Origin of the sequence: Cypionkella aquatica (assembly GCF_030161095.1) — a bacterium.
Taxonomy (GTDB): Bacteria; Pseudomonadota; Alphaproteobacteria; order Rhodobacterales; family Rhodobacteraceae; genus Cypionkella; species Cypionkella aquatica.
In genome coordinates, this window is sequence record NZ_BSPP01000002.1 from 386,742 (window position 1) to 400,654 (window position 13,913).

Sequence of the window (13,913 nt, forward strand, 5' to 3'; positions counted from 1 at the left end):
TCCTCTCTGCACAAATATCCCCGCCCAAGGCATCCAGCAGACCAGAAAGCGCGCCTTACCAAGCCCGCAAAACCGCCTCCAGATTATCGCCCAACTGATCGCACAGATACCCGCCCTCTTGCACGATCACCACGGGCAGCCCCATCGCCGCCACCGCGCGCCCGATTGCGGCAAAGCCGGGTGTGGTCACGCTCAATCCCGCAAATGGGTCGCCCTCAAACGCATCCAGCCCAAGCGCCAGCACCAAAGTGTCGGCACCCCAAGCCTGAACCTTTTCAATGCCTTGGGCCAAGGCATCCAAAAATCCCGCATCGCCGGTACCGCGCGGCAGCGGCAAGTTCAGGTTCGCGCCCAACCCCGCGCCTTCGCCAAATTCGCCCTCATACCCCCAGAAGAACGGATAAAACCGCTCGGGATGTGCGTGCAGCGATACCGTCAGCACATCGCCGCGCGCGTAGAACATGCCTTGAGTGCCGTTGCCGTGGTGCAGATCCACGTCCAGAATAGCGACCCGGCGCCCGGCATCGGTCAGCCTTTGCGCGGCAATGCCCGAATTGTTCAGATAACAAAAGCCGCCGGCGCTTTCGGCAAAAGCATGATGCCCGGGCGGGCGACACAATGCGTAAGCCGCATTCTCGCCACCCAACACCAGATCAGCCGCATGCAGCGCGGTTTGCGCCGAGGCATAGGCCGCGCCCCAAGTCTGCGCTGAAATCGGGCAAGAGGTATCCGTCATGTGAAACCCGGCTTGACCCACGGCCGACAACGGATAGCCGTCCAACCGACTGGCCGGATGCACATTCGGGATCACCTCTGCCGAAGCACCGTCAATCCGCATCCATCTCTCATATATGCCCGACAGAAACGTCACATAGCGCGCCGGATGCACCGCCAGAATCGGCGCAAGCCCGGCATCCGGTGCCTGCACCACCGGGCCGCCCATCCGCCGCACCGCCCCCAACAAGGCATCAATCCGCGCGGGCTGCTCGGGGCAGGGCTTGCGCGCGCCTGACGACAAAAAGAACTGCGGATCATGCGCCCGCTGGGCGTCGTCAAATACCGTGATCATGGCTGCATCAGGGCGCGCAGGCCCTCTCCTTCAAGAATGAACGGGTCAGAGGCATCGCGCAACGCGAAGCCCAAAGTTTGGTAAAATCCGATCGCAAGCAGGTTGCTGCGCTTGACCATCAGCGCCATGAACTGGGGCTGCCAATCCTGCGCCTCGGCCAAAGCTGCCGCCAACAAGCCGCGCCCTAACCCTTTGCCGCGCGCAGCGTGACTTAGATAAATATCCTGCACAAACAGCCCCATAGCGCCGCGCCAGCTGGAGTATTCCGGCAGAAACAGGCAAAATCCCAGCGCCACACCATGCTCTTGTGCCAGCACCACCCGAAACTGCGGCTTTGGCCCAAAGCCGTGCTGCAGCAGCGCCGCCACCCCGCCGCCTATCGTGCTGCCCTCGGCCTCTGCCATCTCGGACAACAGCGCATGGATCAGCGCCGCATCCGCCGCGACGGCCAAGCGATAACCGATCAAAATGCCACCTGCGTCACACCTTTCAGCCCGAGCATCGCGCGGGCTTCAGCGGGGCTGGCAATCTCGCGCCCCAAGCCCTCGACAATGCTGCGGATGCGGCTGACTTGCTCGGCGTTTGATCGCGCCAACACGCCTTTGGCCGCGTAAAGATTATCCTCCAGCCCGACCCGCACATGGCCGCCCATCGTGGCCGCCATCGTCGCCATCGGCAACTGCATCCGCCCGGCCGCAAGCACCGAAAACTGATAGCTGTCCCCAAACAACCGATCCGCTGTGCGCTTCATCAGCACCAGCATATCCGGGTCCGCCGCCATGCCGCCCAGCACGCCAAACACAAACTGGATGAACAACGGCCCCTGCACCGCACCGCGGTCCACGAAATGCTTCAGCATATACAAATGGCTCATGTCATAACATTCAAACTCGAACCGCGCGCCACGCAAGCCGCCCATCTCATGCAAAACAAAGCCAATATCGCGCGGAGTGTTCTTGAAGACCAGATCGTCCGAGCCTTCGAGGAACGGCTGCTCCCAGTCATGTTTCCATGCGCTGATCCGGGCTGCCATCGGATACAAAGCGAAATTCATCGTGCCCATGTTCAGGCTGCACATCTCGGGCTGAAACTGCAACGGGGCTGCCAGCCGCTGCGCCAATGTCATCACCGCCGATCCACCGGTGGTCATGTTCACCACGCCGTCGCAACCTGCCTTGATCTGACCCAAAAACCCCGCCCAATGCGCCGGATCACTCGACGGGCGACCATTTTCCGGCACCCGCGCGTGCAGATGCAAAATCGCTGCCCCCGCCTGTGCCGCCTCAATGGCCGAGCTTGCGATCTGCGCCCCTGTCACCGGCAAAAACTCTGACATTGACGGCGTGTGGATCGACCCGGTGACTGCACAAGAGATGATGATTTTCGACATGAAGCCTCCTCTTGGGGCCATCCTGCCATGAAGCCGAAAGCTTTGCATAGAGGCGCGCGGCGGCAAACCCGCCGCGCGCCCGATTTCAGTCAGCTGAATGTCCGCTTCATCGCAGGCAGGTTCTGCAGCAGCAGGAAATCCAGCGCCAATACGGCGACAAGCACCGCGCCCAGCATCGGAAACGCCACGCCCAAAACCAAGGCAATCAGCGCCACACCGCGCAACGGCACCCCCGCTGGCATCGGCGGCGCGCCCAGACGTCGCGCGCCCGATGGCCGGCGTTTCCACCACATCGCCACACCACTTACGCAGACAAACACCACGATCAGGCAAAAGCCGATGTTCAGAACCACATTCCACAGCCCCAACTGGCCTTCGTGCAGCGCAATGCCGACCGCCATCGACTTTGCCGCCAGCCCGTAATCGGCAAAACCCACATCGGCCAAAATCTTGCCGGTGAATTGGTCGATATGCACGGTGCGATCCGCGGTGGGGTCGGGGCCGTCATAGCTGTTGCTGTCTTGGCTTAGCGTCCAGACCCCGGCATCATCGGCGGGAACCGCCACCTGAAAACGGCCCTGAAAGCCAATTGCCCGCCCCAGTGCCACCACGTTCTCAAGCACCACTGGCACTCCCATCGGCAGGCCGGTGACACCCGCATCCGAGCCTGACATCGGCATCGGCGTTTGCTCAAGCCCCCATGGCACAGTGTCATCTGCGGTCATGTTCATGTCTTTGTGGCGGGCATCCGACAAGGGCACATTGTCCCATTTTTCGGCCGGAAAAGTGGCCCAGGCCTGCACATATTTTTCGCCCCAGATCCCCGCCCAAGACAGGCCCGAGATCAGAAAGAACACCAGCCCCAGCGAGATCCAGAACCCCAGCACGCCGTGCAAAGACTTCCACCACGCCCGCCCACGCGCGCGCAGATTCGGTACAAGCAGGCTGCGCAAGCCCGCCCCATTGCGCGGCCACACCAGATAAACCCCTGTCACCACAAGCAAAAGCCCAAGCGAGGCTGCAATCTCGATCAACCGATCGCCCAATGTGCCGATCAGCAATGTGCCATGAATGTCATTGGCCAACGTGTACCAAGACGCGCCGTCCTGCGTGTCGCGCAGCACTGCGCCCGTGTAGGGATCAACGGCGATCACGCGCCGGCTGTCTGCCAGATCCACCCGGAACAGCGCGGGGTTTACAGGGCTGCGGGGCGCAATATATTGGCCGATCTTGCCCTTTGGGTGGGTGGCAAGGGCGGCGGCTTCTTGGGCGCTGATGGTCTGGGTTTGGGCTTGCGGGGTCAGCACCAGACGCTCGCCGCTTTCGGGTGAAATGCTGGTGAACCACACCATCACAATCCCGGTGATCGCCAGCATCAACAGAAACGGGATCACATAAAGCCCCGCGTAAAAGTGCCAACGCCAGACCGCAAAGTAAAGTTTATCAACGCCCGCAGGCGCAGTTGATGTCTCAGACATGGGATTTCATTCCAGATAAAGCCAAAGGGCGGGCTAATGCCCGAGGGATGCTTAGATCTGGGTGACAGGCGGCCCGCGCGCCGGTGGCGTGGCTGGCGGATAGGCCGAGGCATCGGCCACAGCCAGTTGCGGCCAAACCTGCGCCACGGCCACCAGGTGCACGGCTGGCACACCGGTGCTGGCCGGGATTTCAAACGCCGCGATGATCCGGCACAGCGGGCAAGGCGCCTGATCCTTGCTGCTGTGATCGCCCATGCCGCTGTCATGGCAAAGTTCAGGCAAAGTGCCATCCGGCATCGCATAGGCGCTTAGATCCACCGGATCTTGCAGCACCATCCGGTGACCAAAGCCCAAAGTGGTCAGGGCCACTGCCAACAGCAGGGCCATCACATTCAGGGCAAATTGGCGGGCAAAGCGGTGCATCCGCTGTGGCTAACCGATCACATCCCGCAAGATCAAGCCACCACATCGCGTGATCGCAGGCTTTCTTTCCGCGCGCCGCCGCATAAGCTGGCCAAAAAACAGGAGCAGCTATGGTCTTTGTCGAAACCCCGGAATGGGCGGCTTTGGGCGCGCGCATCACCTCGGCCTTGGTAGAGCTGCATGGCGGACAGGGGCTGGCGGCGGATCGCTTTGGTCTGGTGCTGTTGACGCGGGGTGCCGCGGGGGCCGAAGGCTTTGCGCATCGCGGCGCGACCGCGGTTTATCCCTGTTCGCTGGTCAAGACCTTCCACCTTGTCCACGCTTTGGCGCTGCTTGAAGATGCCCGCATCGCCCCGCATGGCGAGATGGACCGCGCCCTGCGCGATATGATCCGCTGGTCCTCCAATGGAGCGACCAATTACGCGATTGATCTGATCACCGGCACTACTGGCGACACCCTGCTGCATGGCGCGGAATATCTGGATTGGGTGAACAAGCGCGAGCGGTTGAACCGTTTTTTCTGGGCCTTGGGTTGGGATGAATGGCAAGGCTGCCACATCGCGCAAAAGCTGATGGATGACACGAGGTATGGGCGCGAGGCACAATTTGCAGGGGTGGACGGCAGCTATCTGAACCGCCTGACGCCAGTGGCTGCTGCGCGCCTGTTGTGGGAGTTGTTCGAGGGCGATCTGCCGCTGTCACAACCGTCGAAGGCGCGCGCGCAGGCGATTTTGCAGCGCGATCCCGACAGCGAAGATGCAGCAAACCCAGCCTATCAGCTGTCCGAATACCTTGGCGGCGATTTGCCCACTGGCGTGCAGATCTGGTCGAAAGCCGGGCATAATCTGTGGACCGGCGATGCGAAAACCAGCTGGTTCAAGCATGACATGATCCGCATTGCCGCCCCGCAGCGCAAACCGCTGATCATGGTGCTGACCACCGAAGGCCAAGGCATGGCGCAGAGCCATCCGCAAGCCTTCCCCCAGATCGGACGGTTGATCTGGGAAATGACCGAGGACATCACCCGACTTTGAGCGGGCCGGTTTGAAGGGGCGGGCAGGGGGCTTCCTCCCGCCTCACCCCCGCCCTACTTTTGCACAGAGGATGACCAAAGCGGGCTCAGCCGATCACGCGCGCCAGCAAGGTTTGCCAGTTGTTCCAGCACAGCTTTTCGGTCAGCGCCGCGCCGTAATGGCTTTTCAGCGCGTCCGTCAGATGGGGCAGGCCGCTGGCATCGGTGATGAAATCGGGGATCATTGTGCCGTCGAAATCCGATCCCAGTGCCACGCCATCCTCGCCCAGATGCGCGAGCAGGTGATCGAGGTGGCGCAGCATGACCTCGGGGCCGGTTGCGGGATTTTTCACCCCATCGCTGCGCAAGAAGCTGCAGCCGAAGTTCAGCCCGACCAAGCCACCGCTGGCGCGGATCGCATCCAGTTGGCGGTCGGTCAGGTTGCGGGTCGAGGCCGTCACGGCATGCGCGTTGGAATGGGTGGCGACCAGCGGCTTGGTTGAAATCCGCGCCACATCCCAGAACCCGGCCTCGTTCAGATGGCTGAGATCGACCAGCACGCCCAAAGCATCACATTCCCAGACCAACCGCATCCCGGCTTCGGTCAGCCCCGCCCCGGTGTCGGGGCTGGCGGGGAAGTTGAACGGCACGCCATGGCCGAAAATGTTCGGGCGGCTCCAGACCGGACCAAGGCTGCGCAGGCCCGCTGCATGAAAAACGTGCAAGGCGTCCAGATTTTCGGCAATGCCCTCGGTGCCTTCGATATGCAGGATGGCGGCAATCGCACCCGCCGCACGCGCCGCCGCGATCTCGGCTGTCGAGCGGCACAGACGAATTGCGTCGGGGCGGGCGGCCTGCATCCGCAGCAGAATTGCGATCTGCTCCAGCGTCTGCTGCATGGCGCGCACCGGATCAATCGCCGAAAATTCCCGGTAGGTCGCCATCGGATCAGGCCCGGTTCCCGGCACACCCCCCACCCAAACCGCAAAAAAACCGCCCGCAAAGCCGCCTTTGCGGCATTTTTCCAGATCAAGATCGCCATCGCGTCCTCTAAAGAACGCCTCGCCATGATAGGATTTTTCTGTCCACAAACACGAGAGCAGATCATTATGCCCGTCAAAGATCGAAAACTCTGCCATTCCGCCCGCTCCCCCGTCAAACTGCCAGTTGGCTGCAGTTTCGCGGCGCATGGCGCTGTTGACAAGCCCGCATAGAAGTTGCCCAATCGGTCAGGAATTACCCTGAGGCTGCAAGAGACTCAGGCACGGCAATGAAAAAACGATGATAAAACAGGGAGTTTGTCATGCTACTTGAACCGACGCTGCGCCGCGTGGGCGCTGTTGCGATTGCTGCTTTGATGTTGGGCACCGCCCCCGCGGCACTGATGGCCGAAACCCCAGCCGATACTTTGGTGCTGGCGGGGGCCATCGACGACATCGTGTCGCTGGACCCGCACGAAGCCTACGAATTCTCGGGCCTTGATGTGGTCAACAACACCTATGACGGTCTGGTCGAGATCAACCCGGCCACGTTGGAAATCGAACCGGGTCTGGCCGAAAGCTGGTCGGTGGCTGAAGACGGTTTGACCTATACGTTCAAGATGAAAGCCGGCGTGACCTTCAGCTCTGGCAATCCGGTAACGGCAGAGGCCGCCGCCTATTCGCTGCAGCGTGCGGTCAAGTTGAACAAAACCCCTGCCTTCATCCTGAACCAGTTCGGCTGGACGGCTGAAACCGTGGACAGCATGATCACGGGTGCAGGCGATACGCTGACCATCAAGGTCGACAAACCCTATGCGCCGACCTTCCTCTACAACTGCCTGACCGCAGGTGTGGCCTCGATCGTCGATGCCGAAGTGGTCAAGGCGAATGAGGCCATGGTCGATGGTGTGTCGGATCTTGGCAATGAATATCTGAAGACCCATTCGGCAGGGTCGGGCGCTTACACGCTGAAGAACTTCAAGCCCAATGAAGGCTATGTGCTGGAAATGCGCCCCGGTTATTGGCGCGGCGATGCGAAAATGGCCAAAGTCTTCATGACTCATGTGCCCGAAGCCGCGACCGAGCGTTTGCAGCTGGAAAAAGGCGATATTGACGTGGCCCGCACCCTGACCCCGATTGATGTCGCGGGCATGGCGGGCAATGCCGACGTGGTTGTGCAAGAAGACGTGGGCGGTCAGATCTATTATCTGTCGTTCAACCAGAAGAACGAAAACTACAAGAACGCCAAATTCCTCGACGCGATGCGCTGGGCGGTGGATTACAACGGCATGGCCGACACCTTCATGAAAGGCGCTGCCGTTGTTCACCAGAACTTCCTGCCCTCGGGCTATCTGGGCGCTTTGGATGACAACCCCTATTCTTTGGACATCGAGAAAGCCAAGGCGCTGATCGCCGAATCCGGCATCAAAGACCCAAGCATCAAGCTGTCGGTGCGCAACGCTGCCGACCGGATGGATGTGGCGCAGTCGATCCAGAACACCTTTGGCCAAGCCGGTATCAAGGTTGAACTCAGCGTCGGCGAAGGGGCCGAGCAGCTGAAAGAATACCGCGCCCGCCAACATGACGGCACCCTGCAAACCTGGGGCCCGGATTATCCCGATCCGAACACCAACTCGTCGACCTTCGCGGAAAACCCCGACAACTCGGATGCCGCCAACAACACGGGCTATCTGGCTTGGCGCAACGCTTACGATCCGGGTGAGATGACCGCAGAGTCGAAAGCCGCTGTGCTGGAGCAAGACCCGGCCAAGCGCGTTGAAATGTATGCCGCCCTGCAGAAGAAATTCCGCGAAACGGCACCGTTTATCGTGATGTTCCAGCAAGCCCGCCAGACCGGCGTGCGTGCGAACGTCAAAGGCCTCTATACCGGGGGCGCTGTTGACGCCGTCGCGTATTGGCTTGTGACCAAGTAAGGCATTGGGCGGCCCTGCAAAGGGCCGCCCGTTTCCCATGACCAGCATCCCAGCACCGCAGTCGCGCCTGATACCCTTGCTTCGCCAGATCGGCGGCACGGTTGTCACGTTGTTTGTCACATTCCTTGGCTTGCTCATGGTGACGTTCTTCATCTCGAACGTCATTCCGGTTGATCCGGTTTTGTCGATCCTGGGCGAACGCGCGACCGAAGCGCAGATGGCCGAAGCGCGCGAGCGTCTGGGGCTGAACGAGCCTTTGTGGAAGCAATTCGGCATCTATGTCGGCAACACCTTGCAAGGCGATCTCGGCACCTCGATCCGCACCCGCGAGCCTGTGCTGGAAGAAGTCAGCCAGCGCTTCCCTGCGACCTTGGAGCTCGCCACCCTCGCCACCATTCTGGGTGTTCTTCTGGGCGTCCCCGCTGGCGTGATCGCCGCCACCAAACCCGGCAGCTTTTTCGACCAATCCACCCGGCTGATCGGCCTGATGGGCTATTCGATGCCAGTGTTCTGGCTGGGTCTGATGGGGCTGTTGCTGTTTTACGGCCAGTTGGAATGGGTCGGTGGGCCGGGGCGCTTGGATGCAGGCTATCAGATGTCGCTGGATTTTGAGCTGACCCAATACACTGGCATGATCCTGCTGGATACCGCCCTGAACAATCGCTGGGATATGTTCGCCAATGCGTTTTCCCACATCATCCTGCCCGCCGGAATTCTTGCCTATATCTCTATGGCTTATATCTCTCGCATGACCCGAAGCTTCATGATGAATGAACTCGGTCAGGAATACATCACCACCGCCCGCGTCAAAGGCATGCCAGAGCGCCGGGTGATCTGGGTTCATGCGCTGAAAAACGTCATGGTTCCCCTGATCACCGTGATCGCCCTCAGCTACGCCTACCTCTTGGAAGGTGCTGTGCTGACCGAAACGATCTTCGCATGGCCGGGACTTGGCAGTTACATCACCGATGCCCTGATGGTCGCAGATATGCCCGCCGTTCTGGGTGGCACTGTCGTTGTCGGCATCGCTTATATTGGCCTGAACATGTTGTCCGACCTGCTTTACCGCCTCGTCGATCCGAGGGCACGGGTATGAGCACACTCACCACATGGCTGCGCGACCCCAACCCCGCCTCGCGGATGCAATCCCGCCTTGGGCAAAGCTATCTCAGCTGGCTGCGCCTGCGCCGTAACCCCTTGGCAATGATCGGCCTTTTGATCACTGCCGCGCTGCTGTTCGTCGCTATCTTTGCGCCCCTGCTGGCCCCACACGAACCGATCACGCAAGAACTCGGCCGTCGCCTGCTGCCCCCCGGCACCCCCGGCAACATCCTTGGCACCGATGATTTCGGCCGCGATATCCTGTCGCGCATCCTCTACGGCAGCCGCATCACCCTCTACATCGTGCTGCTGGTGATCCTGACCGCCCCCGTTGTAGGCCTGATCATCGGGACCGTCGCAGGCTATTTCGGCGGCTGGACAGATACGATCCTGATGCGGATCACCGACATTTTCCTTGCCTTCCCGAAACTTATCCTCGCGCTCGCCTTGGTCGCCGTCCTCGGCCCCGGCATGGAAAACGCGGTGCTGGCCATTGCTCTGACAAGCTGGCCGCCCTACGCCCGCGTTGCCCGCGCCGAAACCCTGACCGTGCGCAATTCCGACTATATCGCCGCCGTCAAACTGCAAGGCGCTGGCCCCATCCGCATCATCTGGGGCCATGTCATCCCGATGTGCCTGCCCTCCGTCATCATCCGCGTCACCCTTGATATGGCAGGCGTGATCCTGACCGCCGCTGGCCTCGGCTTCCTTGGCCTTGGCGTGCAACCGCCCTTGCCAGAATGGGGCCTGATGATCAGCGCAGGCCGCAAATTCCTGTTTGAACAATGGTGGGTCGCCACCATGCCCGGCCTTGCCATCTTCATCGTCAGCCTAGGCTTCAACCTGCTGGGCGACGGCCTCCGCGATGTTCTCGATCCGAAAAGCGCCAGCAAATGAGCCTCCTGACCGTCAAAAACCTCCGCGTCACCTTTGACACCGAAGCAGGCCGGGTCGAAGCCGTGCGCGGCGTCTCGTTCGACCTTGGCCGCGAACGCCTTGGCATCGTGGGCGAGTCCGGCTCTGGCAAAACCATGACGGGGCGGTCCGTGCTCCGCCTGATCCGCCCGCCGGGCAAGATCGAGGCCGATGAGATGACCTTCGACGGCATCGACCTGATGCGCGCCTCGGAAACCCAGATGCGCGCCCTGCGCGGCCCCCGCATCGCCATGGTGATGCAAGACCCGAAATACTCGCTGAACCCGGTTATGAAGGTCGGAGCGCAACTGACCGAAGGTCTGCGCCAACGCGACCGCCTCTCAAAACCCGAAGCCTACGCCAAAGCCATCGACGCCCTGAACGCCGTGCAAATCCGCGACCCCGCCCGCGTGATGGAAGCCTACCCGCACGAACTTTCCGGCGGCATGGGCCAGCGCGTGATGATCGCGATGATGCTGATCCCCAACCCCGACCTTTTGATCGCCGATGAACCCACCAGCGCCTTGGATGTGACCGTGCAAGCCGAAGTGCTGTCGATCCTCGATAACCTCGTCAAAACCCGCGGCATGGGCCTGATCTTCATCTCCCACGACCTGCGCCTCGTCGCCCGCTTCTGCGACCGGGTCTTGGTGATGTACAAAGGCAAGGTCGTCGAAGAACTTGCGGCCAAGGATCTCATGCAAGCCAAACACCCCTACACCCAAGGCCTGCTGAATTGCCTGCCCCGTATCGGCGGCTCCCGCGCGCCGCTGCCAAGCCTTGACCGCGACGCAAGTTGGGCGCTTTGAACATGCTCATCGAGATAGAAAACCTCTCCGTCACCTTCACGGCCCAAGGCCGCCAGGTCCGCGCCGTCGAAGGCGTGTCGCTTAACGTCAAAGCGCAGGAATCCTTCGGCCTCGTTGGCGAAAGCGGCTCGGGCAAATCCACCATCCTGCGCGCGATCTGCGGCTTGGCCCCAATCTCGGGCGGCAGCATCCGCATCAATGGCAAACCGATCACCCACGACCGCGCCTTCTCGCGCCAAGTCCAAATGGTGTTCCAGGACCCCTACGCCAGCCTGCACCCCCGCCACACGCTGGACCGCACGCTGTCGGAACCTCTCGCCATCCACGGCCTCCCTGTCACCGATGCCGCGATCACCAAGGCGCTGACCGACGTGGGCCTGCCCCCCAACTTCCGTTTCCGCTACCCGCACCAACTGTCGGGTGGCCAACGCCAACGCGTCGCCATCGCCCGCGCTTTGATGCTGCAACCCGAAATCCTGCTGCTCGACGAGCCCACTTCCGCGCTTGACGCAAGTGTGCAAGCAGAAACCCTCAACCTGCTCTCGCGCTTGCGCGCGGAACGCGGCCTCACTTTCCTGATGGTTTCCCACGACCTCGCCGTGATCGACCACATGTGCGACCGCATCCTCGTCATGCAGCACGGCAAAGCGGTGGAGGAACTCTCTCGTGAAGCCCTCGCCACCGCCCAGATGACCACAACCTACGCCCGCAGCCTGTTCGCAGCCTCCGCCGACCGCATGCTCGAAGGCTAAGTCTACCAGTTTCATCTGTTCATAAATATCCCACGGGGGCGCGGGGGTGTGAAACCCCCGCCCGCCAGCACAGCAAACCATAGGCTCTTAACATGTTCCCCACCTTTGACGGCCACAACGACCTGCTCTTGCGCCTGCACAATCACCCCGAAAACCGCGAGGCAATCTGGCTGACCGGTGAAGGCAAAGGCCATCTCGACCTGCCCCGCATGCAAAAGGGCGGCTTCAAAGCTGGCTTCTTTGCCATCTACATCCCATCCCCCGAAGCCCACGACGCCCCTGACTACATGGCGCAGATGGAAAACCCGCCCTTCAGCATCCCCTTGGGCGATCTAATCTCCGAACCCGAGGCCCTTCCCGTTGCCATGTCGATGGCAAGGCAATTCCTGTGGATGGAGCGCGCCTCAAACGGCCAATTCAAACTCTGCACCACCACCGCCCAGATCCGCGACTGCCTCAACTCCAACACCATCGCAGGCATCCTGCATATGGAGGGCGCCGAGGCCATCGACGCCAACCTCGACAACCTCTACGCCTTCCACGCCATGGGCCTGCGCTCGCTTGGCCCGGTCTGGTCGCGCCCGACCATCTTCGGCCACGGCGTCCCCTTCGCCTTCCCCTCCAGCCCCGACACGGGTGAGGGCCTGACCGACGCCGGAAAACGCCTGATCCGCGCCTGCAACGATCTGAAAATCATGATCGACCTGAGCCATATCAACGAGGCAGGCTTCAATGACGTCGCACGCCTCACCGATGCCCCTCTCGTCGCCACCCATTCCAACGCCCACGCGATCACGCCCAGCAGCCGCAACCTGACCGACCGCCAACTGCACATGATCCGCGACAGCAAAGGCATGGTCGGCCTCAACTTCGCCACTTCTTTCCTGCGCCGCGATGGCAAACAATCGGGCGATATGGGCTGGGAAGATGTGCTCGCCCACCTTGATCACCTGCTGGAAACCTTGGGCGAAGACCACCTCGGCCTCGGTTCCGATTTCGACGGCGCAACCCTGCCCAACGGCATCGGCGACGTCACCGGCCTGCCCGCGCTGCAACAGGCGATGCTGGATCACGGCTATGGCGAGGCGTTGATGCAAAAGCTGTGCTATGACAACTGGTTGGCACTGCTCGACCGCACATGGGGCTGAGCGTTAGGGTGCGTGATGTCACGCACCTTCCTTCCCGCTAGCCAACATGCAATTCTGCGTGAAATCACCCACCCTACGAAGGCCCACTGATGCCCAAACTCGCCCTCGTCACCGCAGGCCCCTCCGCCATTGGCCACGCCCTTGTGACCGCCCTAGCAGGCGCGGGCTACGACGTGGGCTTCACCCATCTAGGTCAGGCGCAAGCCGCCGAAACGCTGATCGCGCAGGTGGAATCGCTCGGCCAACATGCCCGCGCTTGGGAATGTGACGCAGGCGATGAGGCCCAAACCGCCCGCTTCCACGCCGAGGCTGCCGCATGGGCCGATGCCGCCCCCTCTGTCATGGTCAACAACGCAGGTATCCAGACATGGTCCAGCCTGCTGGACCTCAAACCCGATGACTGGGACCGCACCATCGCCACCAACCTGCGCGGCACGTTTTTGAACACCCAAGCCGCCGCCCGTGCGATGATCGCCGCCAACCAACCCGGTGCCATCATCACCCTTGGCTCGGGCTGCAACAAACTCGCCTTCCCCAAGCTGGTCGATTACACCACATCGAAAGGCGGCATCGAGCAGTTCACCAAAATCGCCGCTGTCGAACTTGGCCCCCATAACATCCGCGTCAACTGCATCGCCCCCGGTGCCATCGCCACCGCCCGCACCGCAGCCGAGGCCCCGGATTACGACGCCACTTGGGCGCGCGTCACGCCGTTGCGCCGCGTCGGCACCCCGCAGGATTTGACCGGCCCCTTGCTGTTCCTGATCTCGGATGCAGCAAGCTTTGTCACTGGCCAAACCCTCTGGGTCGATGGCGGCGCGTTCTCTCAGGCCAACTGGCCGTATGAGTCTTAGGTTGGGGTAGGGTGCGTGCTTGCACGCACCTTTGGCGCGGTGCGTGCA

General features: G+C 61.6%; 14 protein-coding genes. 8 read left to right on the forward strand and 6 right to left on the reverse strand.

What is annotated here, in order from left to right:
- Positions 1–55: 55 nt before the first annotated feature.
- The 5 genes from QQJ98_RS02525 to QQJ98_RS02545 form a co-directional block, all read right to left on the reverse strand.
- The gene (locus QQJ98_RS02525; protein ID WP_284323737.1) at positions 56–1,069 is read right to left on the reverse strand and encodes a histone deacetylase family protein; all 1,014 of its coding nucleotides are present in this window, start codon (positions 1,067–1,069) and stop codon (positions 56–58) included.
- Positions 1,066–1,536: a GNAT family N-acetyltransferase gene (locus QQJ98_RS02530; RefSeq protein ID WP_284323738.1), complete on the reverse strand. Its 471-nt coding sequence runs from the start codon at positions 1,534–1,536 to the stop codon at positions 1,066–1,068. Before QQJ98_RS02530 ends, QQJ98_RS02525 begins: the two co-directional genes overlap by 4 nt.
- A complete protein-coding gene (gene kce / locus QQJ98_RS02535) occupies positions 1,533–2,459 on the reverse strand; it encodes a 3,5-dioxohexanoate:acetyl-CoA acetone transferase (protein WP_284323739.1) in 927 nt (308 codons plus the stop codon). The genes QQJ98_RS02530 and kce overlap by 4 nt, the downstream gene beginning before the upstream one ends.
- Before the next feature lie 89 nt (positions 2,460–2,548).
- Entirely contained in the window at positions 2,549–3,937 is a 1,389-nt protein-coding gene (locus QQJ98_RS02540; RefSeq protein ID WP_284323740.1) for a PepSY-associated TM helix domain-containing protein, read from the reverse strand.
- Between the two features lie 51 nt (positions 3,938–3,988).
- On the reverse strand, positions 3,989–4,360 hold the full coding sequence (locus QQJ98_RS02545; RefSeq protein ID WP_284323741.1) for a hypothetical protein: 372 nt from the start codon (positions 4,358–4,360) through the stop codon (positions 3,989–3,991).
- A 110-nt stretch (positions 4,361–4,470) separates the two neighbouring features.
- Here QQJ98_RS02545 and QQJ98_RS02550 point away from each other — a divergent pair, with 110 nt between their 5' ends.
- Entirely contained in the window at positions 4,471–5,394 is a 924-nt protein-coding gene (locus QQJ98_RS02550; protein WP_284323742.1) for a serine hydrolase, read from the forward strand.
- 85 nt (positions 5,395–5,479) lie between these two features.
- On the opposite strand, the gene QQJ98_RS02555 is transcribed toward QQJ98_RS02550, so the two are convergent.
- On the reverse strand, positions 5,480–6,511 hold the full coding sequence (locus QQJ98_RS02555) for a dipeptidase (protein ID WP_284323743.1): 1,032 nt from the start codon (positions 6,509–6,511) through the stop codon (positions 5,480–5,482).
- 164 nt (positions 6,512–6,675) lie between these two features.
- Between QQJ98_RS02555 and QQJ98_RS02560 the strand changes: the two genes are divergently transcribed.
- The 7 genes from QQJ98_RS02560 (at position 6,676) to QQJ98_RS02590 (ending at position 13,865) form a co-directional block, all read left to right on the forward strand.
- Positions 6,676–8,286: an ABC transporter substrate-binding protein gene (locus tag QQJ98_RS02560; RefSeq protein WP_284323744.1), complete on the forward strand. Its 1,611-nt coding sequence runs from the start codon at positions 6,676–6,678 to the stop codon at positions 8,284–8,286.
- Between the two features lie 37 nt (positions 8,287–8,323).
- A complete protein-coding gene (locus QQJ98_RS02565) occupies positions 8,324–9,382 on the forward strand; it encodes an ABC transporter permease (protein WP_284323745.1) in 1,059 nt (352 codons plus the stop codon).
- Positions 9,379–10,284, forward strand: coding sequence for an ABC transporter permease (locus tag QQJ98_RS02570; protein ID WP_284323746.1), 906 nt, complete (start codon positions 9,379–9,381; stop codon positions 10,282–10,284). Before QQJ98_RS02565 ends, QQJ98_RS02570 begins: the two co-directional genes overlap by 4 nt.
- Positions 10,281–11,111: an ABC transporter ATP-binding protein gene (locus QQJ98_RS02575; protein ID WP_284323747.1), complete on the forward strand. Its 831-nt coding sequence runs from the start codon at positions 10,281–10,283 to the stop codon at positions 11,109–11,111. Before QQJ98_RS02570 ends, QQJ98_RS02575 begins: the two co-directional genes overlap by 4 nt.
- Before the next feature lie 2 nt (positions 11,112–11,113).
- Positions 11,114–11,863: an ABC transporter ATP-binding protein gene (locus QQJ98_RS02580; RefSeq protein WP_284323748.1), complete on the forward strand. Its 750-nt coding sequence runs from the start codon at positions 11,114–11,116 to the stop codon at positions 11,861–11,863.
- Positions 11,864–11,955: 92 nt separating this feature from the next.
- The gene (locus QQJ98_RS02585) at positions 11,956–13,011 is read left to right on the forward strand and encodes a dipeptidase (protein ID WP_284323749.1); all 1,056 of its coding nucleotides are present in this window, start codon (positions 11,956–11,958) and stop codon (positions 13,009–13,011) included.
- Positions 13,012–13,100: 89 nt separating this feature from the next.
- Positions 13,101–13,865, forward strand: a complete 765-nt coding sequence (locus tag QQJ98_RS02590) for an SDR family NAD(P)-dependent oxidoreductase (protein ID WP_284323750.1) — start codon at positions 13,101–13,103, stop codon at positions 13,863–13,865.
- Positions 13,866–13,913: the final 48 nt, after the last annotated feature.

What these genes read in the sequence shown, in the direction of transcription:
- QQJ98_RS02585 (WP_284323749.1), top strand. Translation starts at nt 11,956, where the DNA reads ATGTTCCCCACCTTTGACGGCCACAACGACCTGCTCTTGCGCCTGCAC.
- QQJ98_RS02560 (WP_284323744.1), top strand. Translation starts at nt 6,676, where the DNA reads ATGCTACTTGAACCGACGCTGCGCCGCGTGGGCGCTGTTGCGATTGCT.
- QQJ98_RS02590 (WP_284323750.1), top strand. Translation starts at nt 13,101, where the DNA reads ATGCCCAAACTCGCCCTCGTCACCGCAGGCCCCTCCGCCATTGGCCAC.
- QQJ98_RS02555 (WP_284323743.1), bottom strand. Translation starts at nt 6,511, where the DNA reads ATGGCAGAGTTTTCGATCTTTGACGGGCATAATGATCTGCTCTCGTGT.
- QQJ98_RS02525 (WP_284323737.1), bottom strand. Translation starts at nt 1,069, where the DNA reads ATGATCACGGTATTTGACGACGCCCAGCGGGCGCATGATCCGCAGTTC.
- QQJ98_RS02570 (WP_284323746.1), top strand. Translation starts at nt 9,379, where the DNA reads ATGAGCACACTCACCACATGGCTGCGCGACCCCAACCCCGCCTCGCGG.
- QQJ98_RS02545 (WP_284323741.1), bottom strand. Translation starts at nt 4,360, where the DNA reads ATGCACCGCTTTGCCCGCCAATTTGCCCTGAATGTGATGGCCCTGCTG.
- kce (WP_284323739.1), bottom strand. Translation starts at nt 2,459, where the DNA reads ATGTCGAAAATCATCATCTCTTGTGCAGTCACCGGGTCGATCCACACG.
- QQJ98_RS02580 (WP_284323748.1), top strand. Translation starts at nt 11,114, where the DNA reads ATGCTCATCGAGATAGAAAACCTCTCCGTCACCTTCACGGCCCAAGGC.
- QQJ98_RS02550 (WP_284323742.1), top strand. Translation starts at nt 4,471, where the DNA reads ATGGTCTTTGTCGAAACCCCGGAATGGGCGGCTTTGGGCGCGCGCATC.
- QQJ98_RS02565 (WP_284323745.1), top strand. Translation starts at nt 8,324, where the DNA reads ATGACCAGCATCCCAGCACCGCAGTCGCGCCTGATACCCTTGCTTCGC.
- QQJ98_RS02540 (WP_284323740.1), bottom strand. Translation starts at nt 3,937, where the DNA reads ATGTCTGAGACATCAACTGCGCCTGCGGGCGTTGATAAACTTTACTTT.
- QQJ98_RS02575 (WP_284323747.1), top strand. Translation starts at nt 10,281, where the DNA reads ATGAGCCTCCTGACCGTCAAAAACCTCCGCGTCACCTTTGACACCGAA.